This is a genomic window from Ochrobactrum soli, assembly GCF_003664555.1.
Taxonomy (GTDB): domain Bacteria; phylum Pseudomonadota; class Alphaproteobacteria; order Rhizobiales; family Rhizobiaceae; genus Brucella; species Brucella teleogrylli.
The window spans coordinates 173,800-195,770 of the sequence record NZ_RCHH01000008.1 but is presented as its reverse complement, the minus strand read 5'-3'; the positions used below and the strand labels follow the sequence as shown (position 1 = coordinate 195,770).

Sequence of the window (21,971 nt, the reverse complement as noted above, 5' to 3'; positions counted from 1 at the left end):
GTTTCTCGATGCGCAATATCGGACATTTCATCGGCGGCAAGCATGTTGCCGGTAATAGCGGTCGCACCGCCGACGTTTTCCAGCCGCTCGACGGCACGGTTCAGGCCAAGGTGGCGCTTGCGACCAAGGATGAAGTGCGCGCTGCCGTTGAAAACGCCAAGGCTGCCCAGCCTGCATGGGCCGCGACCAACCCGCAGCGCCGCGTCCGCATCCTGCGCAAATTCCTCGAACTCGTCGAAGCCGAATATGACAGCCTGGCCGAACTGCTGGCGCGCGAGCATGGCAAGACGATTGCCGATGCCAAGGGCGACATTCAGCGCGGTCTTGAAGTGGTGGAAGTCTGCCTCGGCTCTGCGCATATGCTGAAGGGCGAGTTCACCGACAATGCCGGTACGGGCATCGACACCTATTCCATGCGTCAGCCGCTCGGCGTCGTTGCCGGTATCACCCCGTTCAACTTCCCGGCCATGATCCCGCTCTGGAAGGCAGGTCCGGCGATTGCCTGCGGCAATGCTTTCGTTCTGAAGCCATCCGAACGCGATCCGGGCGTCCCGATGCGTCTGGCTGAACTGTTCATGGAAGCTGGTCTGCCTGCCGGCATCTTTAACGTCGTCAATGGCGACAAGGATGCTGTCGATGCGCTGCTCGACGATCCGGATGTGCAGGCCATCGGCTTCGTCGGCTCCACGCCGATTGCCCAGTACATCTACGGTCGCGGCTGCTCGAACGGCAAGCGCGTTCAGTGCTTCGGCGGCGCCAAGAACCACATGCTCATCATGCCCGATGCCGATATGGACCAGACCGTCGATGCGCTTATCGGCGCTGGTTACGGCTCGGCAGGCGAACGCTGTATGGCAATTTCGGTTGCTGTGCCGGTCGGTGAAGACACCGCCAACCGCCTGATGGAAAAGCTCATCCCTCGGGTTGAATCGCTCAAGATCGGCCCGTCCACCGACAATTCCGCCGATTACGGCCCGGTCGTCACGCAGGCTGCCCTTGACCGCATTCGCGGCTATGTCGATCTCGGTGTCGAAGAAGGCGCGAAGCTGGTTGTCGATGGCCGTAACTTCAAGATGCAGGGCTATGAAAATGGCTTCTACATGGGCGGCTGCCTGTTCGACAATGTGACGCGCGACATGCGCATCTATAAGGAAGAGATTTTCGGCCCGGTTCTCTCCGTTGTCCGCGCCAAGAATTACGAGGAAGCGCTCGCACTGCCGAACGATCATGAATATGGCAACGGCGTCGCCATCTTCACCCGCGACGGCGATGCGGCCCGCGATTTCGCAAGCCGCGTGCAGGTTGGTATGGTCGGTATCAACGTGCCGATCCCGGTTCCGATCGCTTATTACACCTTCGGTGGCTGGAAGGCTTCCGGTTTCGGCGATCTCAACCAGCACGGTCCGGATGCATTCCGCTTCTACACCAAGACCAAGACCGTCACCTCGCGCTGGCCGTCTGGCGTGAAGGACGGGGCAGAATTCGTCATCCCGACGATGAAGTAATTAGGCGCTACTCCTGCCTCATCCTGAGCTTGTCGAAGGATTTGGCAGGTGGCTATGGGCACCTTGTCCCCCGTAAAACCCCACCCAAGCGGTGGGGTTTTTGTTTTCCAGTGTTTTGCGGTAGGATTCCTCGTCCGACTGTGCTACGGCGACGCTGTCCCCTTTCCTGAATGCAAAACGCTTCAGCAACGAAGAGACCGTTTCCTATGGCTGTCAGCTCCAAGCATATTCCCGCTCCCGATCTTCATCGGGTGCGCCGCGCCCTCCTTTCCGTTTCCGACAAAACCGGCCTGATTGAATTCGCCAAGGCGCTCCATGCGCATGGCGTCGAAATCCTCTCGACCGGCGGCACTGCCAAGTCCATTGCGGCGGAAGGCATTCCGGTGCGCGACGTTTCCGAAATCACCGGCTTTCCTGAAATCATGGACGGGCGCGTGAAGACGCTGCATCCGGCAGTCCATGGCGGCCTGCTCGCCGTGCGCAACGACCCGGAACACGTTGCCGCAATGGAAGAGCACAAGATCGGTGGTATCGATCTTGCCGTGATCAATCTCTATCCGTTCGAGGAAGTGCGCTTCCAGGGCGGCGATTACGACACGACCGTCGAAAACATCGACATCGGCGGCCCGGCCATGATCCGCGCTTCGGCCAAGAACCACGCCTATGTCGCCACCGTTGTCGATCCGGCCGATTATGCCGAAGTGGTCACCGAGCTTGAAAAGCATGCCGGTTCGCTGCCGCTCGCTTTCCGCAAGAAGCTGGCCGCCAAGGCTTTCTCGCGCACCGCAGCTTATGACGCGGCGATTTCCAACTGGTTCGCCGAAGCCATCGAAGAAGAAACGCCAATCTGGCGCTCGGTTGCGGGCAAGCTGCATTCGGTCATGCGCTATGGTGAAAACCCGCACCAGACTGCAGGCTTCTATCTCTCCGGCGAAAAGCGCCCGGGCGTTGCGACCGCAACCCAGCTTCAGGGCAAGCAGCTTTCCTACAACAACATCAACGACACCGATGCGGCTTTCGAGCTCGTCGCCGAGTTCGATCCGGCGCGCACGGCTGCCGTCGCCATCATCAAGCACGCCAATCCGTGCGGCGTGGCGGAAGGCGCATCGATCAAGCAAGCCTATCTGAAGGCGCTGGCCTGCGATCCGGTTTCGGCGTTCGGCGGCATTGTTGCGCTCAACAAGACGCTGGATGAAGAAGCCGCCGAGGAAATCGTCAAGATTTTCACGGAAGTCATCATCGCTCCCGATGCAACGCCGGGCGCGCAGGCCATCGTCGCCGCCAAGAAGAATCTGCGTCTTCTGGTGACGGGCGGTCTTCCTGACCCGCGCGCCAAAGGCATTGCCGCGAAAACGGTTGCCGGCGGCTTGCTGGTTCAGTCGCGCGATAATGGCGTTGTGGATGATCTCGACCTCAAGGTCGTGACCAAGCGCAGCCCGAGCGAAGCCGAACTGAACGATATGAAGTTCGCCTTCCGCATTGCCAAGCACGTCAAGTCGAACGCCATCGTCTATGTGAAGGACGGCGCAACGGTTGGTATCGGAGCTGGCCAGATGAGCCGCGTCGACTCGGCGCGTATCGCTGCCCGCAAGGCGGAAGATGCAGCCGAAGCCGCCGGTCTGGCAGAGCCGCTGACCAAGGGTTGCGTGGTTGCCTCTGACGCATTCTTCCCGTTTGCGGACGGTCTGCTTTCAGCCGTTCAGGCAGGCGCTACGGCGGTTATTCAGCCGGGCGGCTCCATGCGTGACGAAGAAGTGATCGCTGCTGCCGACGAGCATGGCATCGCCATGGTCATGACCGGAATGCGCCATTTCCGTCATTAATTCATCGACTTAGAAATCTGAAAACGAGCCCCGAAACGAAAATTTTCGGGGCTTTTTGTTTTCATTGAGTTTCGAATTATTTCGTTTTAAATTCGTTTATGAGCGCTCACGTAAATACGGGAGCTGCTTTGCATCAGGGGGAGGACGCGGAGGCATAGCAAGCTTTTTCATACCTGATGTAAACTAAAAGCATTTTACACAAACATATTCGAACGGGAGGATACTGTGAGTACCAAGCAATTTATCGGCTCCATCGATCAGGGAACCACCAGCACGCGCTGCATCATTTTCGATCAACTGGGCGATGTCATCGCTATGGATCAGCGCGAGCATGAGCAGATTTACCCCAAGGCCGGCTGGGTGGAGCATAGCCCGCTTGAAATCTGGCGCAACACGCAGCACGTCGTCGCGGAAGCGTTGAAGAAGGCCAAACTGACGGCAGCGGATATCGCCGCGATCGGCATTACCAACCAGCGCGAGACGACGCTGCTCTGGGACAAGGCGACCGGCCAGCCGCTTTATAATGCGCTTGTCTGGATGGATACGCGCACCGCCGATCTGGTGGCGCAATATACGAAGAATGGCGGTGCGGATCGTCTTCGCGCCCGGACGGGGCTGCCGATCACCACCTATTTCGCCGGACTGAAGCTGCGCTGGATTCTCGACAATGTTCCGGGCGCGCGCCAAAAGGCCGAAGCAGGTGAGGCGCTATTTGGCACCATCGATACATGGCTGGCCTGGAACCTTACCGGCGGACCGGATGGCGGCATTCACATTACCGATGTCACCAATGCCTCGCGCACGCAGCTGATGGATATTGCAAGCCTGCAATGGGATGCGGAAATTCTGGACCTCTTCCATATTCCGCGCGCTTGTCTGCCGGAAATCCGCTCATCGAGCGAGGTTTATGGCGAGATTTCGGTTCGGTCCCTGCGTGGCGTCCAGCTGGCGGGAATTCTGGGTGACCAGCAGGCAGCTTTGTTCGGTCAGGCCTGTCTTGAGCCGGGCGCGGCCAAGAACACTTATGGCACGGGCTGCTTCATGCTGATGAATACGGGTGACAAGCTCGTTTCATCCGATTACGGCCTGCTGACCACCGTTGCCTATAAGATCGGCGATGCCCCGCCGTCTTATGCGCTGGAAGGCTCCATCGCTATTACCGGCGCGCTGGTGCAATGGCTGCGCGACAATCTCGGTATCATCCGCAACAGCAGCGATATCGAAACGCTCGCCCGTACTGTCGATGATAATGGCGATGTCTATTTCGTCCCGGCATTTTCCGGTCTTTATGCGCCGCATTGGGAATCGTCTGCGCGCGGCGTCATTGCCGGGCTGACGCGCTTTGCCAATAAGGGTCATATTGCCCGCGCGGCACTGGAAGCAAGCTGCTATCAGGTGCGCGAGGTGCTGGAAGCCATGGTGAAGGATTCTGGCGTGGAGATCGGTGAACTGCGCGCCGATGGCGGCATGACTGTTAATGAATTCGTCATGCAGTTTCAGGCCGATATTCTGGATGTCCCGGTGGTCCGCCCCAAGATCGTGGAAACCACGGCGCTGGGTGCGGCTTACTCGGCTGGGCTTGCTGTCGGCTACTGGAAATCCATGGAAGATGTTGTCGAAAACTGGCAGGTCGGCCATCGCTGGCACCCGAAGATGCCGAAGAAGGAGCGTGAACGCCTGTTCGCCTCATGGGAAAAGGCGGTTCAGCGCTCCCTGAACTGGGTGGATTAACGCCAATTCGCGGCGCTCTATAAGGCCGCCTTGTCGGCAGGATAGGGCGTCGCTTTCGTCAGACAGAGACCAGCGGCGAAGAAGATCACCAGCACCGCCATTCCAATGGCTGCCGACCCGCTGATGGCGGTGACGGTGGCGACCAGAAATGGCGCGAGGAAACTGGTGGCGCGGCCCGCCAGCGCGTAGATCCCGAAATAGCGTCCCGACTCTTCCGGCTCGATGCTGCGGGCAAACCATGAGCGCGACGAGGCCTGCACAGGGCCGAAGGCCGCGCCGATCATCAGGCCATAGATGAGATAGGCATGTTCGGCGGGCGTCGAAAAAAGCCCCTGCGCGGTGCTTTCCGCAAAGGGTAGCAGCCCGAAGAACGTATAATCGCGCCCTGTCGATACAATGCCGAGCGTGGCGAGCAGCAACAGGATCAGCGATGCGATGACCACGGCTTTTGAGCCGAAACGTGAATCGACGCGGCTGGCGACAAGGCAGCTGAAGATCGCCATCACATTAAGGATCATGCCGAACAGGCCGATCTCGGTAATCGACCAGTGAAACATGGCGGCAGCATAGCCGCCGCCCAATGCCAACAGCGCGTTGACGCCGTCCTGATAGACCATGCGGGCGATGAGAAAGCGCAATATGCCGGAGCGCTGATGCACCTCGCGCAGCGTGGCTTTCAGCTCAGAAAGGCCATGGCGTAGCGCCTTGCGCAGAGGTTCGCCGCGCGCCGAATCCGGGGTGAACAGGAACATCGGCAGCACAAAGATCAGATACCAGAGCGCTGCAAGCGGGCCGGTGATGCGAGCGTCTTCACCGGTGGTCGGATCAAGGCCAAAAAGCGGATCAACGCCGATGATCGTTTTGCCGGTTTGCGGCGACCCGGCCAGAAAAAGCACGACGAAAACCAGCACGATCATGCCGCCTAGATAACCAAGCCCCCATGCGATATTGGAAATGCGTCCGATATCTGCACGTGGCACAAGACGCGGCATCATGGAATCATTGAAGACGATGGAAAATTCAGCTGCCACCGAGGCGATCGCAAAGGCCAGCAGCACCCAGAACAGGCTTGCTCCCGGCTCCGCGAACCAGAGGAGCGACAAGCTGGCGATCTTCAGAACGGCGAAGAAGCCGATCCACGGTTTGCGCGCCCCGGTGCGGTCGGAAACAGCGCCGAGCACAGGCGACAGAATGGCGATGATAAAGCCCGCCGCCGCGATGCCATAGCCCCACGCAACTTGCCCGGCTTCCGGGCTTGCCGCCATGCGGGAGATAAAATAGGGGCCGAAAACAAAGGTCGTGACGACGGTAAAAAACGGTTGCGCCGCCCAGTCGAACAACATCCAGCCCCATATGCCGCGCCGTGACGCATAGCTGCGTTCGCTGACTGTCAGATCGCTCAAATGCCACTCCCTTGCGAATGTGGCCGGAGCTTATACGGCGAGCGACAACCTCACAAATGAAAAGGGCGGCCTTAAGCCGCCCTTCCATTTTTAATTGCCGGGCGCGGATTACTGCGCCAGATCGGACATCAGGCCCGCCGCAACAGCCAGCCGCGAGACGGTGAGGTCGCCGCCTTCGGTGAGCGCGACCATGCGATTTCTGACCTGCTCGATCCGGACGCCGTCCGCATCGAGCCAAGCTGCTGCCGGGTCTTTCTCCTTGGCGAAACGCTTCAGGGCCGCGATGGTGATTCCGCGTGCCGCCTGCGTGATGGTCTCGCTCGCACGCGACAGGGCCAGTCCGTCGTAATAGTCGGTGACGGGGATGGACCGTGCCGCATCTTCGATGCGTCCGATGCGGAAGGCTTCCGACACGCCGAAATAGGCCTTGGCGGTTGCCACCAGATCGGCGTTCGCCAGATGCGCGATCAGCGCGATATCCGGCATGATGCCCGCAAGCTGGAGATTGGCGAGACGCTGGGCCAGCTTTTCCGGTGCGCCCTTTTCCACGAAGGCAGCCTTGTCGGCACGCACCGTGTTGCGCAGGAATTCCGGCATCAGGCCTTCGAAACGCGGTTCCAGTTCGGCACGCGCCTTGACGATGGTGCCGACCAGTTCGGTGAGGTTTGCGCGGGTCGTATCATTGCGCAGTACCCATGCCGTCGTCGCCTGCAACATTTCGCCGACGAGATGGTAGAACTGGTTCTGCACATCGCCCGGCACGCGATTGTCGAGCGCATCGATGGCGTCATAGACTGCGTCGATCTCGAAACCGTCACGCACCGCGATATAGGCGCGAACAATATCCGAAGGCGACTTGCCGGTCGTGTCGGTCAGACGGCTGATGAAGGTGATACCGCCGCGATTGATGACATCATTTGCCAGCAAGGTTGCAACGATTTCCCGCTTCAGGCGGTGGCCCGAGATTTCCTCCGCGTAAGTTTTGGCCATACGCTTCGGGAAATAGCCGAACAGCAGCGACTGGAAGTAAGGCTCGTCTGGAAGCGCGCTTGCCACCAGATCGTCACTGAGCGACAGCTTGGCATAAGCCAGCAGAACCGCCAGTTCCGGACGGGTTAGCGGCTGGCCCGCCTTCTGGCGATCAGCCAGTACGGTGTCGGACGGCAGATACTCGACCTTGCGATCCAGCAGTTTGCGGTGTTCCAGTTCCGCCATGAAGCGGGCCTGATAGGGGAGCTCGGCAAGTCCCAAACGTTCGCTTAGCGAAAGCGCCAGCGGCTGGAGATAGTTGTTGCGCAGCACCAGTTCCGAAACATCGTCGGTCATGCTGACCAGAAGCTTGTTGCGGGCGGGGCGCTTGAGCTTGCCCGAACGCATGGCTGCGGCCAGAGCAATCTTGATATTGACCTCGACGTCCGAGCAGTTGACGCCAGCCGAATTGTCGATGGCGTCGGTGTTGCTGCGACCGCCTGCAAGCGCATATTCGATGCGCCCGCGCTGGGTCATGCCGAGATTGGCGCCTTCGCCGATCACACGGGCGCGAACATCCGAACCGGTGATGCGAATGGCGTCATTGGCGCGGTCGCCCACCTGCGCATCCGTTTCGCTGGACGCGCGGATATAGGTGCCGATGCCGCCGAACCATAAGAGATCAACCTGCGCTTTCAGGATGGTCGTCATGATTTCCTGCGGCGTCGCCGTGGTCTTGGCAAGGCCGATGGCAGCCGCTGCCTCGGCAGACAGGGTGATGGTCTTTTGGCTGCGGCTATAGACACCGCCGCCCGACGAAAGCTTCGAGCGATCATAGTCCTGCCAGCTTGAGCGCGGCAGTTCGAACAGGCGCTTGCGCTCGGCAAAGCCGTCCGCCGGAACCGGGTTCGGATCGATGAAGATATCGCGATGGTCGAAGGCGGCAATGAGCCTGATCTGCTCGGAAAGCAGCATGCCATTGCCGAACACATCGCCCGACATGTCGCCCACGCCGACAACCGTGAACGGCTCGGTCTGTATATCCATGTCGAATTCACGGAAATGCCGCTTCACGGCTTCCCAGCCGCCACGGGCGGTGATGCCCATGCCTTTGTGGTCGTAACCGGCAGAGCCGCCCGACGCGAAAGCATCGTCCAGCCAGAAATCATGCGCCTGACTGATGGCATTGGCCGTATCGGAGAAGGTGGCCGTGCCCTTGTCGGCGGCGACGACGAAATAAGGATCGTCATTGTCGTGGCGCACGACATTTTGCGGCGGCACCACAGCGCTGTCATGGATATTGTCGGTGACCGACAGAAGCGTCGAGATGAACACCTTATAGGCGTCGCGTCCCGCTTCGAAGACGGCATTGCGGTCGCCGCCCACCGGCAGGCGCTTCGGATAGAAGCCGCCCTTGGCGCCGACCGGCACGATCACCGCATTCTTGACCTGCTGCGCCTTGACGAGCCCCAGCACTTCGGTGCGGTAATCCTGCGCGCGGTCCGACCAGCGCAGACCGCCACGGGCGACCGCTCCGAAACGCAAATGCACGCCTTCGACTTCCGGGCCGTAGACGAAAATTTCGCGATACGGGCGCGGATCGGGCAGTCCATCGACCAGCCGCGGATTGAGCTTGAAGGCGAAGGTGACACGCGGCTTGCCTTCGGCATCCAGCGTATAGGCGTTGGTGCGCAGTGTCGCTTCGATCAGATTGCGGAACCGGCGCAGGATCTGGTCGTCGTCGATGCTCGGCACACCGAGAAGTGCGGTTTCGATGGCGTCGATCAGCTTCTTTTCCGCTGCGTCACGGCGCTTGGCCGATGGGTTGAAGCGCAAATCGAACAGCGAATAGAGATCGCTGGCGATTTCCGGATAGCGATTGAGGGCGGCAGCGATGAAGCCTTGCGAATAGGCGATACCCGCCTGCTGCAGATAACGGCCATAGGAGCGCAGGATCATGATCTGGCGCGCGGTGAGACGTGCCGTCTGCACCAGCGCATTATAGCCGTCATTGTCGGCAAAGCCGTCCCAGACAGTGCGGAACACGTCTTCCAGCATTTCGCCGTCATCGGAAAGATCGACGGGCGCACCATAGGCGTTCACAAGCTGCATGTCGTGCATATAGACCGGCGCGCCATCTTGACCGGCATGGGGCAGATCAATGGTCTGTTCGCTGACGACGCGGAAGCCCATATTTTCCAGAAGCGGCACGCGCTGCGACAGCACCACCGGCGCACCGTGATGATAAAGTTTTAGCGAAACCGCATCCGGTCCATCGGTGCGATAACGGTAGAAATCCACGAAAAGCGGTGCTTCCGGGCTGAGACCCGCAATGCGCTCCGCATCGACCAGCGCTTCCGGTGCGGTGAAGATTTCGCGATAGGATGGCGGGAAGCTCGCGGCCAGCGCCACGACACCAGCATCGGCGTTTTCCACGCTTTCACGCACCGCATCTTCCCAGGTGCGGACGATGGAACGCACTTCCGCCTCCAGCGCTTCGCGATCCACATGCGGCGTGGAGCGTTCGTGACGGCGAATGACGAACTGAACGCGCGTCAGGCCGTTTTGAAGGAAGACCGGATGGAATTCAAAGCTGTCGCCGCCATAGACGTCGACGAGATAGCGACCGATCTTTTCACGTACGACCGAGTCGTAACGGTCGCGCGGTATATAGACCAGCACGGTCGCGAAACGGCCAAAACGGTCGAGGCGCGGAATGGCGCGCACACGCGGACGCTCGCCCAGCGCGAGGATGAGTTCGGCATTGGCCGTTAGGCTTTCCGTGTCGATCTGGAAAAGCTCGTCGCGCGGATATTCTTCCAGCACGTTGATCAGCGCCTTGCCGGAATGGTCTTCCCGGTTGAAGCCCAGATGCTTGATCACTGCATCGGCCTTCGAGCGAATGAACGGGATGCTGGCCACCGAGCTTATATAGGCGACCGAGGTGAACAGGCCGACGAGGCGCAGTTCGCCAATGGCTTCGCCCTTCGGTCCGAAAATCTTCACGCCGATATAGTCGAGATAGGAGCGGCGATGCACCAGTGACAGCGTATTCGCCTTGGTGACGATCAGCGGCTCGTTGCTGTCGAGGAATTCGGTAACCTCGCGCGGCGTGACGGTATCGTCGTCGTCCTTGCGCAGCACGCGCACTTCATTGTCGCCAAGGATACCCAGCGGCTCCTTGACGGCGACGAGGCTGCGCTTCTTGCCCGAACCTTCAAAAGCAAGCTCACGCATGCCGAGGAAGATGAAATGATCGTCGCGCAGCCACTCGAGGAAAGCGATGGCTTCCGGCATGGCGGCATTGCCGTTCAGCTCGTAAGCGCGCTTGTAATCTGCGATGGCGTCATCGAGACGCTTCAGCATCGGCTTCCAGTCGCCGACGGCAAAACGCACCTGTCCGAGAACGCGCTTGAGCCCGTCCGTCAGGTCGGCCTTGGCCTGCTTGCCGAGCGCTGGCAGATGAATCTGTACAAGGCTGACGCGCTCAACGCCCTTGGCGGGTGCGAGCTGCGATGCTTCGCCGAGAATAACCAGCCCATCCTTTTCCCGGGTAACATCGAGAACCGGGTGCACGACCATGAAAATCTGGCCGACGTGATTGTTCAGCTCGCCCAGAATGGAATCGAGCAGGAACGGCATATTGTCGTTGACGATGGTGATGACGCTGACCGGGCGACCATGGCGTTCGATACCGTTATCGACGCTGATGATGCTTTTGCCCTTGCGGTAGGATTCAAGAGCCGCATAGCCATGACGGGCTGAACTGTCGAGCGCTTCGGCGTCGTAAGCTGCCAGATCTTCTGGCGGTGCCCACTCGAAGAGAAGCTGCGAGAAGGCTGCCAGCGCCTTGGGCTTCCCCCCCTTTTTGTCCTCTTTGCTTGCCTTGGAATTCTTAACTTTGCTCGACCGATCCTGCTTTGCAGTCACGTCGGATACTCCTGTCATGATGGCAATGCGCGCCAAACTAGCAGATCAGACATTTCTTTCGATGACAAATTGCTGCGACTATCGAAAAAAATCCTGAAAAGTCAGAAAAATGGCATCTAATCCATTTAATTTGGAATAAAATATCGAAAACTTTGGGCGATTTTTCTAAAAATACCGGGGAAATTCCCGGCGCGCTAAAAATTGGCGTCAGCCGACGGCGGAATTGCCACAATTCAGACCAAAGTCGTAGATGATTCTGAGATGCTGGCGCTGTCAGAGCTCGATCAGATGATCGTCCAATTCGTTCATATTATCGGCGCCTGCGGGGAAGTGCTTTTCCAGCAACGTGCCGGCCTGACCAATCGCCATGACGAAGCCCTCCGCCATTTGTGACCGCGATGCGTGATGGATCAGCGTCGCGACAATGGCGTTCCATTCGTCCTGCTCAACGCGGGCATGGATGCCTGCATCGGCAATCACTTCGGCATAATGCTCGGCCATGGAAACAAACAGCAGAATGCCGGTGCGGTTTTCGGTGATGTGAACATTGCGCGCCAGAAACTGTTGCAGCGCATTGAGATGGGCGCGCTTGTAGCGGATGCGGCGCGGCACCAGCAACATGCGGATCGATGGCAGCAGCCAGAGAACCAGCATGGCCGAAATGAACGCGGCGAGAATGGACAGGCCGAACATCGGCAGGCTGATATCAAACCAGTACCAATGGGCGAGGCAGGCTGCGATCACCGAAGCAAGCAGGATGCCGCAGGTTGCGACAAAGCCGGCTGCGAAGAAATAATCGTCGCTGCTGCGCGCCAGCACGGCGTAGATTTCGCCACTGGTGCCTGCTTCCGCTTGCCGGATGGCATCAGCAATGCGGGCATGGTCTTCGGCGCCGATCAGCGTATGGTGCTTCATCGCTACCTCTCCCTACCAGCTTCCAGAGGCGCCGCCGCCCCCCGATGAGCCGCCGCCCCCGCCAAAGCCGCCACCGCCGCCGCCGGATGACCAACCACCGCCACCACCCCAGCCGCCGCCGCGACCGCCGGAGCTGCCGCTTGAATTGGTGTTCAGCGTCATGCCCAGCCATTCATAGCGTCCGGGGCCGAGCTTGCGTCCGAAGATCGGGGCAAGCACTGCGAAGCCGAAGCCGCCGAAGAAAATCAGGCACCAGAAGGTAATGAAGATGACCGCAACCCAGTCCACATCGTCACTACTGGTTTGCGCATTACGCTTGGCGCGCGCTTCCAGTTCGGCGGCGTCGCCGGAGAGAACGGAGAGAATGCCGTCCACGCCCTGCACGATGCCGCCACTATAGTCGCCGGTGCGGAAGGCTGGAATGATGGCGCCATTGATGATGACGCTCGACAGCGCATCGGTCATGGTGCCTTCAAGCCCGTAGCCGACCTCGATGCGCACCTTGCGGTCGTTCGGGGCGACAACGAGCAGGATGCCGTTGTTTTCCTGCTTCTGCCCGAGAGCCCAGCTGCGGAACAGGCGGTTTGAATAGGATTCGATGTCCTCGCCATTGAGGCTCGGCACCGTCAGCACCACCACCTGATCGGAGGATTTAGCCTCGAAATCCGCCAGTTTCTGGGTCAGTTGCTGCCGTTCAGCCGGATCGATGATGCCCGCATTGTCCACGATGCGCCCGGTCAGCGCCGGTGTCTGCTTTGCCGTGTCCTGCGCATAGGCAACCGAGGCCTGTTGCAGCGTCAGGGCAGAGGAAAACAGCAGAACGATGAACGCAAACAGGTATCGCGGCCAGCGATGGCCGCGATGATCACGTGAAAATGCTGCGCCCGCCGCCACGGTAGCGACCGTCAGTTGAACTTGACTTGCGGTGCTGCCTGGCTGCCAGCATCAGCGCTGAAGGTCTGCATCGGTTGCGCGTCGCGATACCAGATCCAGGTCCAGATCATGGTCGGCATGGTCCGCAGCGTGGTGTTGTAGACGCGAACCGCCTCTATATAGTCGCGGCGCGCCACGGCGATGCGGTTTTCCGTGCCTTCAAGCTGCGATTGCAGCGCAAGGAAATTCTGGTTGGCCTTGAGGTCCGGATAGCGCTCGACCACCACCATCAGGCGCGACAGGGCGCTGGTGAGGTTGGCCTGATTGTCCTGAAACTGCTTGAAAAGTTCAGGATTGTTGAGCGTTTCCGGCGTGATCTGCACCTGCGTCGCCTTGGCGCGCGCATCGATCACCGCTTGCAGCGTTTCCTTTTCGTGGGCGGCATAGCCTTTCACGGTCTCGACCAGATTTGGCACGAGATCGGCGCGGCGCTGGTACTGGTTCTGCACCTCGCTCCAGGCGGCCTTGGCCTTTTCCTCATTGGTCGGAATCGTGTTGAAACCGCATGCCGAAAGCAGCGGAACCAGAAGGGTGAGACCAAGGGCGATGAGAATACGGCGGAAAGAAAAAGAAGAGGCAACCGTCGCAGCCGACATGGGTTTCTCCTGAAAAAAGACGCTTTGCGAAGCGCCCGAATACGGATGTCGTGGCCCGAATATTCGCATTCACGAAAATGCGAGCCGTCAAATCAACAAGATAGCGTAATTTCGCGCCTCGTCCAGCCCGTTTGCAACACTGTTCCACCGCTGTCCGGGCACAGAGGGCGGGTGGGCCAGAACAGGCTTCGCGCTTGCAATGGTGCAACTATATGTTGACTCTATCAACATCTTCAATATTGATAGAGTCAACATAGGGGAGGCGCCGAACCACGGCGTATGCAGCAATGACGGAACCGACCAATCAGGCTGACATCGGCGCATTGCGCGCCTTCAATCGAGCCTATACGCGTCGTCTCGGCCTGTTGAACGCGCATCTCGACAAAAGCCCGTTCACTCTGACCGAAGCGCGCATTCTCTACGAGATCGCAAACCGCACCGCGCCGACGGCGGCGGACATCATGCGGGCGCTGGGGCTCGATCGCGGCCAGCTCAGCAGAACATTGAAGCGCTTCACCGAGCGCGGACTGATCGAGACGGAACAGCACCCGGATGGCGGTCGCAGCCGCCCCATTCTGCTGACCCAAGCTGGCCGCAAGACGTTCAGCGCTCTGGAACGCAATACCTGTGATGCAGTGGGCGAACTTCTGGATGGCTTACAGCCCGACCGCCGCCGCGATCTGCTGACGGCTGCCGGGGTAATCATGCGCGCTTTCGACGAGGGGCAAAACGGGCCGGTGCAATTGCGTGATCTCAAAGCCGGTGATCTCGGCTGGATCATCCATCGCCAAGCCATCCTCTATACCGGCGAATATGGCTGGAACAATGAGTATGAGGCGCTTGTCGCCCGCATTCTTGCTGATTTCACGGAAAATTTCGACCCTGCCCACGATGCCGGCTGGGTGGCGGAAATCGACGGTCGCGTGGTCGGTTCAGTCTTTCTGGTCAAGGGCGGTCAGCCCGGACTTGGCAAGCTGCGCCTGCTCTATGTCGAGCCGGATGCGCGGGGCGCAGGTGTGGGGGCGAAACTCGTCAACGCCTGCATCGAGCGCGCGCGGGCCGTCGGTGATGAGCGTCTCACGCTCTGGACGAACAGTGTGCTGACCGCCGCTCGGCGTCTTTACGAGCGCGCCGGATTTCGGCTTGTCGAAGAAGCGCCGCACCATTCCTTCGGTGTCGATCTGATCGGCCAGACATGGGAACTGGACCTTCCGGCAAGCCTTCACGGACAAATGAAGGCCAGCGCATAAAAGAAAAGCGGCGGATTGCTCCGCCGCTTTCTCAAAACGCAAACTGCGCGAAAGATTATTCGCTTGCAGCAGCTTCTTCAGCCGGAGCGGCTGCGGCTTCAGCGGCAGCAGCAGCAGCTTCTGCAGCCTTCGCAGCAGCTTCTTCTTCAGCCTGCTTGGCCAGAGCGATACGCTCCTGAGCCTTCTTGCCCGGCTCACCCTTGGTCGGGTTGCTGCGGGCCGGACGCTTGGCAATGCCAGCCTGGTCGAGGAAGCGCAGAACGCGGTCGGTCGGCTGTGCGCCCTGGGCGATCCAATGCTGGATGCGGTCGGCGTCGAGCTTTACGCGTTCAGCGTCCTTGGCCAGCATCGGGTTCCATGCGCCAACGGTTTCGATGAAACGGCCGTCACGCGGGCTGCGGACGTCGGCAACAACGACGTGGTAGTAAGGACGCTTCTTGGAGCCAGCGCGGGCGAGACGAATCTTGAGGGACATTTTTTCTTTCCTTTAGACAAATTGTTCGGCCCTGACGGGCTATCGGTTGTTCTGCCCATCTGGGCAATGGATCGAGCCGTTATCGGCTATTTATTTTCCGCTGTGGTTGGCAGCGGCATGCTCATGATGCCGAATGACTTCCTTCACGATGAAGTTCAGGAATTTTTCGGCGAAATCGGGGTCGAGATGGGCATCGACAGCCAAAGCGCGAAGACGCTCGACCTGACGCTTTTCGCGAGCCGGGTCAGCCGGGGCGAGGCCCCGTTCGGCCTTCAGCACGCCCACTGCCTTTGTGCAGCGGAAGCGTTCAGCCAGCATATGGATCAGCGCCGCATCGATATTGTCGATGGAGGCGCGCAGTGACAGAAGTTCGGCGGGTGCAGTGTTCTGTTCGTCGCTCATAATGCTCACTTTTTCTTCGGCAGACCCGGAAGGCCGCCACCGAGACCCGGAAGCTTGGGTCCGCCCAAACCGGGAAGACCGCCGCCCGAAAGCCCAGGCAAACCGCCGCCTTTCGTCAGACCGGCTGCTTCCGCCTGCTTGGCAAGCGCCTCAAGCTGCTTCGGGTCCATCTTCGACAGATCCGGCATGCCGCCGAGGCCGCCCATGCCGCCACCCAGACCGCCAAGGCCCATCTTGCTGGCAAGACCGCCCATCATCTGCTTCATCATTCCGCCTTTGCCCTTGCCCATGACTTTCATCATGTCGGCCATCTGGCGGTGCATCTTGAGAAGCTTGTTAATGTCGGCGGCGTTGGTGCCGGAACCCTTGGCGATGCGCTGCTTGCGGCTGTGCTTCAAGAGGTCCGGATTGGCGCGCTCAGCCTTGGTCATGGAACCGATAATGGCAAGCTGGCGGTCGAACACCTTGTCGTCGAGGCCGGCTGCAGCAACCTGATCCTTCATCTTGCCCATGCCGGGCATCATGCCCATGATGCCGCCCATGCCGCCGAGCTTCTTCATCTGGCCCAACTGGTCGGCGAGATCGTTGAGATCGAACTTGCCGGACTGCATTTTCTTGGCCATCGCAGCGGCTTTTTCCGCGTCGATGTTTTCAGCAGCTTTTTCGACGAGCGAAACAATGTCGCCCATACCCAGAATGCGGTCGGCGATGCGCTTCGGATAGAATTCCTCAAGCGCATCCATTTTTTCGCCGGTGGCGATCAGCTTGATCGGCTTGCCGGTGATGGCGCGCATCGAAAGCGCTGCGCCGCCGCGACCGTCTCCGTCCATACGGGTCAGAACGATACCGGTAATGCCGACGCGTTCATCGAAATTGCGCGCCAGATTGACGGCGTCCTGACCGGTCAGGCTGTCGGCGACAAGCAGAATTTCATGCGGATTGGCGGCCTTGCGGATATCCGCCATTTCCACCATCAGCGGCTCGTCGATATGCGTGCGGCCTGCGGTGTCGAGAATGACGACGTCATGGGCGCCGAGCTTTGCAGCCTGAACGGCGCGCCTGGCTATTTCGACCGGCGACTGACCGGCGATGATCGGCAGCGTGTCGACGCTGGTCTGGATGCCCAGCTGACGAAGCTGCTCCTGCGCTGCTGGACGGCGCGTATCGAGCGACGCCATCAGCACTTTCTTGCGCTGGCGTTCGGTGAGGCGCTTGGCGATCTTGCCGGTGGTGGTCGTCTTACCCGAACCCTGCAAGCCGACCATCATGATGACGACCGGTGCCGGTGCGTTGAGATCGATGGAAACGCCTTCGGTGCCGAGCATCTCGATAAGCTCGTCATGGACGATCTTGACGACCATCTGACCGGGCTTGATGCTCTTCAGGATTTCAGCGCCGACGGCCTTCTCACGAACGCGGTCGGTGAAGGAGCGAACCACTTCCAGCGAAACGTCGGCTTCGATGAGCGCACGACGCACTTCGCGCAGCGCCGCCGTCACGTCGCTTTCGGAGAGAGCGCCGCGTCCGGTGAGGCCGTTCAGAATGGAGCCAAGACGCTCCTGAAGTGATTCAAACATCGCGTTTCCTTATATCCGGGAATAGGCGGGAGGCTTCATCCGGGATAGATCGTCCCGCGTGTCTGCCAGTTCAAGAAGCACCCAAAGCGATACAGCACCCGAGGGCGCATCGCGCTGTCGGATGTGGACCTCCGGGATCGTTTTATACCATAATGGGTCCCGGTCGGTGGCTCGCGTTCTGAAGATCGCGGATAGATTGAGGGGTGGATAGGCGTCAAAGAGCCGAATGTCAAGCAAAACTCGGTCAAATTGCCGTTCTTTCACCCAATTTAGCGCATATCCGCCGATGACAATACAGCGTGGTAATGGCAAATTCCCGCATAAGGCGAATCAATTTCGCTAAACAGTTCACAGCTGATCACTTCACAAGGAGAAAAGAATGGCGTTGACTGCCAAGGGCCGGATTTGGGCGGCGACAGTTCTTGCAGCAGGCATGTTTGCGGGTGCAGGCGCGGCTGAAGCCGCACAATGCGGCAACAATGCTGCCGGCTACAATGCGTGGCTGCAGCAGACCCTGAAGGAAGCGCCGTCGCGCGGCGTTGGCAAGGCGGGCCTCAGCGCGCTGGCCAGCACCAAATATGCGCAGGCCACCATCAATGCCGACCGCAACCAGAAGAGCTTCAAGCTCTCCTTCGAAGACTTCATGAAGAAGCGCGGCGCGGATACGATCATCAAGCGCGGCAAGGCCATGAAAGCGCAGAACGCGACTCTCTTCGCCAATATCGAAAAGCGTTATGGCGTTCCTGCCGGTCCGCTGATCGCGATATGGGGCATGGAAACCGGCTTCGGCAACTATCTGGGCAAGCAGCACACGATTTCAGCCGTTGCAACGCTGGCCTATGACTGCCGCCGCACCGAATATTTCACCGGTCAGCTTTATGCGGCTCTCAAGCTGGTCGATCAGGGCGATCTCAGCCCGCAGGCAGTTGGCGCCATGCATGGTGAAATCGGCCAGACGCAGTTCATGCCGGCAAACGTCCTGAAATACGGCGTCAGCGGTTCGGGCAGCGCCCATTTCGACCTGAAGAACAAGGCGGATGCTCTCCACTCGACCGCCAACTTCCTGGTCGGCCACGGCTGGAGCCGTGGTGCAGGCTATCAGCCGGGTGAGTCGAATTACGGCGCGATCCAGGGCTGGAATGCAGCGCAGGTTTACCAGCGCGCCATTGCCGTCATGGGCAAGGCCATCGACGGGAATTAACAGAAACCACGGAGCGCTGCCAAAGCGCTCCGCTCGGTCTGGAAACAAAAAAGCCCCGGTCGGACCGGGGCTTTTTATTGCCGTCTGGCAGGAATTACAGAATAGGCTCACCGGCTTCGGGGCGTTTGAAGTCGCCGCTCTGCTGGTCCATGACCCAAAGCTCGCCGGTTGAAATATCGAACCATGCGCCGTGCAAGGTGAGCTTGCCCTTCTTCTCCAGGATATCGACGCAGGGGAACGTGCGCAGATTATTGATAGAGTAGCGGATGGAAATGCGCTCCAGCGCCGTCTGACGCTCGGTCGGCGTCATCAGGCTGTTGCCGCTGACGGCTTCAGCCGCAGGTGCAATCAGGCTCATCCACTTGCCGATGAAATCACCGGGCGACAGGGGCGCGCTTTCCGTATCGAGCGCAGCCTTGATGCCGCCGCAGCGTCCATGGCCCATGACGACGATGTGCTTGACCTTGAGGCTTTGCACCGCAAATTCCAGCGCAGCCGATGCCGCATGAAACTCGCCGTCAGGCTCGTAAGGGGGAATGAGATTGGCAACATTGCGCAGGACAAACATTTCGCCCGGCGCAGAGTTGAAGATTGTTTCGGGAGCAGCGCGGGAATCGCAGCAGGCAATAACCAGAGTTTCCGGTGATTGTCCTTTTTCCGCCAGTTCGCGATAGCGCGCGGTTTCCCGCGCGAAATGCTCCGTCATGAAGGTTCTGTAACCTGAGAGGAGTGTGTCCGGAAGATCAGCCATAACGTTCCAATATCCCTAACGAAAACCGAGATCAATCAAAATGATCATGCCGCAGAAAGGTCGCTGAGGCGTCAGGCGCGCAATCCCTTGGTCGGGTGCACAAGACGGCGCGTCTGCACCATGGCCATCGGCGAGGCGAGGCTGGAGGCATCGGCTTCCAGCATCAATTCGTCGGCGCCGCGTTTTGCCGACCGCGCCATGATTTCGAACACGGCAGCGGTGGTGCTTTGCAGAGTCTTTTCTTCCGACAATCCTGAAAGGCGGCGCGCAAGAAACACCGCCGATGTCAGGTCGCCGAGTCCGTTGGTGGGGCCGTCTACCTTGCGATGTTCTGCCATCAGCGCCATGGTCGGCGTCAGCAATATATTGCCGATGCTGCCCGCCATCAGCGGGAAGGCGGAGGTGACCAGCATGGTTGCTGGGCCAGCGTCCAGGGCAGCTTCCATCAGTGATTTGTTGTCTTCGAGCGGCACGCCGGTCAGCCAGGATAGTTCAAACCGGTTGGGGGTGGCGATATCCGCAAGCGGCATAAGTTTGTCGCGAATGCCGATGGCGGTTGCCTCGGGCACATAGAGACCCTTTTCATCGCCGATGACCGGGTCGCAGAGATAGACGGCGTTCGGGTTGAGCGCCTTGACGCCTTTGACCAGCTCAGCGACAGCTGCCGCCTGTTCCGGGTGACCCAGATAGCCGGTCAGGATTGCGCCGACTTCGCCCAGCCACGGGGCGCGCTGGAGATCCCCCATCAGGCGGGAAAACTCTTCGGGCGGTGGCACGATGCGTCCGGCAGGACCATGGCCGGGATGCCAGGGCAGGACAACCGTTGGCACCGCCCAGACCGGAAAGCCCAGCGTTTCCAATGCGAAGACGGCTGCCCGGTTACCCACCGAACCGCGCACGACATGGCTTGAAATGACAATAACGGTTGTCGCGTCCGAAGGCGCAGAAAGCGTCATGTTAGACCTAGCTTTGCATGAGATAAAAGACGAGCCAGACGATGATCGCCAGCGTGATGAGAAGGCCAAGCGTCCGCCCGATGCGGGTGGCCCAGAGTTCGATGCGGTCGTTTTCAGGTGTGTCCCCGGCGGCAAGGTGTGTGGCGGTGCGGGCAAAACCACGACGGACGATACCTTCCGCGCCGGTTTGCTCGCGTTCCAGCCGCTCCAGAATACGGCGCGCTTCTTCCTGGCGCTCGCGTCCCGGACCGCCGGCGCCCTCGCCTATGCCAGCCTGCTGGCGCTCACCCATGATCTGCCTGCCTTGCCGAAGTGACTCACATCCGAAACCCGGCATAGCATCGTGCCCGAAATGATGTTCTGCAAGCGGAATAGTTGCATTCTATGTGAGCTTGACGACAAGCTTGCCAAAATTGCCGCCGTCGAGCATCGAAATGAAGGCTTTCGGTGCGTTTTCGAGCCCCTCCACAATGTCTTCGCGATAGCGGATTTGTCCGTCAGCGATCCATTTCGCCATATCGTGATAAAAAGCGGGGCGCTGATCGGCAAAGTCGCGCTGGATGAAGCCGCGAATGGTCAGGCTCTTGGACAGGATATCACGCATCACAAGCGGCAGGCGGTCGGGACCGTCGAATGGGCCGCTCTGGTTATACTGCGCGATAAGCCCGCAAACCGGCACACGGGCAAACTGGTTGAGAAGTGGGAAAACTGCTGCAAAGACCTTGCCACCGACATTTTCGAAATAGACGTCGATGCCGTCCGGGCAGGCCAGCGCCAATTCCTGCGCGAAATTCGGGCTGCGATGGTCAACCGCAACATCGAAGCCGAATTCGTCAATCAGCGCCTTGCATTTATCTGCGCCGCCGGCAATGCCGATGGCCCGCGCGCCTTTCAGTTTGGCGATCTGACCGACCGCAGAACCGACAGGACCTGTCGCTGCCGCAACGACCACCGTTTCGCCTTCCTTGGGCTGGCCGATGGTCAAGAGGCCGGAATAGGCGGTGAAGCCCGGCATGCCGAGAACGCCAAGGGCGGTGGTGAGCGGTGCCTGTTCAGGGTCAAGTTTGCGCAAGGTGGAGGCATTGGCCACCGCATAGCTTTGCCAGCCGGAATGAGACAAGACGAAGTCACCGGGCGCGAAGCCCGCGCTGCGGCTTTCCACCACTTCGCCCACCGTGCCGCCTTCCATGACGGAACCGATTTCCACCGGGGCGGCATAGGATTTGGCAGCGCTCATGCGACCGCGCATATAGGGGTCGAGCGAAAGATAGCGCAGCTTCAGAAGCACTTCGCCTTCGCCAGCGCTCGGAACTGCCGTTTCTTCCAGCCGGAAGTTTTCCGCCGTGGGGCGTCCGTCTGGACGCGATGCAAGCACGATGCGCTGATTGATCTTTTCGCCCATGGGATAAACTCCTGTTGTTGAGGACCGCCTTAAACCGGAACGGCATGCGATGCATCCGGTTCCGCGACGGTTACTCACTTTTGAAGACGGCTTGGTGAAGAACTGCTATGGAATGATGTAACAGTGATTTGTAAATCCATTCGCTTTGAGGC

General features: G+C 59.7%; 17 protein-coding genes. 5 read left to right on the top strand and 12 right to left on the bottom strand.

Annotated elements, in window-relative coordinates; translation table 11 throughout:
- The first annotated feature begins 8 nt into the window (after positions 1-8).
- The 3 genes from D8666_RS15570 (at position 9) to glpK (ending at position 5,059) form a co-directional block, all read left to right on the top strand.
- Positions 9-1,505, top strand: a complete 1,497-nt coding sequence (locus tag D8666_RS15570) for a CoA-acylating methylmalonate-semialdehyde dehydrogenase (protein WP_109369844.1) — start codon at positions 9-11, stop codon at positions 1,503-1,505.
- A gap of 206 nt (positions 1,506-1,711) precedes the next feature.
- Positions 1,712-3,328: a bifunctional phosphoribosylaminoimidazolecarboxamide formyltransferase/IMP cyclohydrolase gene (purH, locus tag D8666_RS15565; RefSeq protein WP_121538673.1), complete on the top strand. Its 1,617-nt coding sequence runs from the start codon at positions 1,712-1,714 to the stop codon at positions 3,326-3,328.
- Between the two features lie 225 nt (positions 3,329-3,553).
- Positions 3,554-5,059 carry a glycerol kinase GlpK gene (glpK, locus tag D8666_RS15560; protein ID WP_109369842.1) on the top strand — a complete coding sequence of 502 codons (1,506 nt, stop codon included), beginning with the start codon at positions 3,554-3,556 and terminating at the stop codon, positions 5,057-5,059.
- 17 nt (positions 5,060-5,076) lie between these two features.
- Here the strand turns inward: glpK and D8666_RS15555 are convergent, their stop codons facing one another.
- The 5 genes from D8666_RS15555 to D8666_RS15535 form a co-directional block, all read right to left on the bottom strand.
- Positions 5,077-6,402 carry an MFS transporter gene (locus D8666_RS15555; protein ID WP_371830830.1) on the bottom strand — a complete coding sequence of 442 codons (1,326 nt, stop codon included), beginning with the start codon at positions 6,400-6,402 and terminating at the stop codon, positions 5,077-5,079.
- Between the two features lie 168 nt (positions 6,403-6,570).
- Positions 6,571-11,361 (bottom strand): NAD-glutamate dehydrogenase, encoded by a 4,791-nt coding sequence (locus tag D8666_RS15550; RefSeq protein WP_121538669.1) that lies wholly within the window; start codon positions 11,359-11,361, stop codon positions 6,571-6,573.
- Between the two features lie 273 nt (positions 11,362-11,634).
- Complete coding sequence (locus tag D8666_RS15545) at positions 11,635-12,276, bottom strand: TPM domain-containing protein (RefSeq protein ID WP_121538667.1); 642 nt, start codon at positions 12,274-12,276, stop codon at positions 11,635-11,637.
- Between the two features lie 12 nt (positions 12,277-12,288).
- On the bottom strand, positions 12,289-13,113 hold the full coding sequence (locus D8666_RS15540) for a TPM domain-containing protein (RefSeq protein WP_371830829.1): 825 nt from the start codon (positions 13,111-13,113) through the stop codon (positions 12,289-12,291).
- Between the two features lie 68 nt (positions 13,114-13,181).
- Positions 13,182-13,805, bottom strand: coding sequence for a LemA family protein (locus tag D8666_RS15535; protein ID WP_109369839.1), 624 nt, complete (start codon positions 13,803-13,805; stop codon positions 13,182-13,184).
- A 287-nt stretch (positions 13,806-14,092) separates the two neighbouring features.
- Here D8666_RS15535 and D8666_RS15525 point away from each other — a divergent pair, with 287 nt between their 5' ends.
- Entirely contained in the window at positions 14,093-15,055 is a 963-nt protein-coding gene (locus D8666_RS15525) for a bifunctional helix-turn-helix transcriptional regulator/GNAT family N-acetyltransferase (protein ID WP_121538661.1), read from the top strand.
- Between the two features lie 55 nt (positions 15,056-15,110).
- On the opposite strand, the gene rpsP is transcribed toward D8666_RS15525, so the two are convergent.
- The 3 genes from rpsP to ffh form a co-directional block, all read right to left on the bottom strand.
- Positions 15,111-15,530 carry a 30S ribosomal protein S16 gene (rpsP, locus tag D8666_RS15520; protein WP_109369837.1) on the bottom strand — a complete coding sequence of 140 codons (420 nt, stop codon included), beginning with the start codon at positions 15,528-15,530 and terminating at the stop codon, positions 15,111-15,113.
- 90 nt (positions 15,531-15,620) lie between these two features.
- Positions 15,621-15,932 carry a chorismate mutase gene (locus D8666_RS15515; RefSeq protein WP_078339573.1) on the bottom strand — a complete coding sequence of 104 codons (312 nt, stop codon included), beginning with the start codon at positions 15,930-15,932 and terminating at the stop codon, positions 15,621-15,623.
- Positions 15,933-15,937: 5 nt separating this feature from the next.
- Entirely contained in the window at positions 15,938-17,509 is a 1,572-nt protein-coding gene (gene ffh / locus D8666_RS15510) for a signal recognition particle protein (RefSeq protein WP_078339572.1), read from the bottom strand.
- 379 nt (positions 17,510-17,888) lie between these two features.
- Here ffh and D8666_RS15505 point away from each other — a divergent pair, with 379 nt between their 5' ends.
- The gene (locus tag D8666_RS15505; RefSeq protein ID WP_121538659.1) at positions 17,889-18,710 is read left to right on the top strand and encodes a lytic murein transglycosylase; all 822 of its coding nucleotides are present in this window, start codon (positions 17,889-17,891) and stop codon (positions 18,708-18,710) included.
- A 94-nt stretch (positions 18,711-18,804) separates the two neighbouring features.
- On the opposite strand, the gene D8666_RS15500 is transcribed toward D8666_RS15505, so the two are convergent.
- The 4 genes from D8666_RS15500 to curA all read right to left on the bottom strand — a co-directional run bounded on the left by D8666_RS15500 (position 18,805) and on the right by curA (position 21,819).
- Entirely contained in the window at positions 18,805-19,461 is a 657-nt protein-coding gene (locus D8666_RS15500) for a carbonic anhydrase (RefSeq protein WP_109369835.1), read from the bottom strand.
- Positions 19,462-19,532: 71 nt separating this feature from the next.
- Complete coding sequence (gene pdxY / locus D8666_RS15495; protein WP_121538657.1) at positions 19,533-20,417, bottom strand: pyridoxal kinase PdxY; 885 nt, start codon at positions 20,415-20,417, stop codon at positions 19,533-19,535.
- Positions 20,418-20,424: 7 nt separating this feature from the next.
- Positions 20,425-20,709 carry a hypothetical protein gene (locus D8666_RS15490; RefSeq protein WP_121538655.1) on the bottom strand — a complete coding sequence of 95 codons (285 nt, stop codon included), beginning with the start codon at positions 20,707-20,709 and terminating at the stop codon, positions 20,425-20,427.
- 90 nt (positions 20,710-20,799) lie between these two features.
- Positions 20,800-21,819, bottom strand: coding sequence for an NADPH-dependent curcumin/dihydrocurcumin reductase (gene curA, locus D8666_RS15485; protein WP_121538653.1), 1,020 nt, complete (start codon positions 21,817-21,819; stop codon positions 20,800-20,802).
- Between the last annotated feature and the right edge of the window lie 152 nt (positions 21,820-21,971).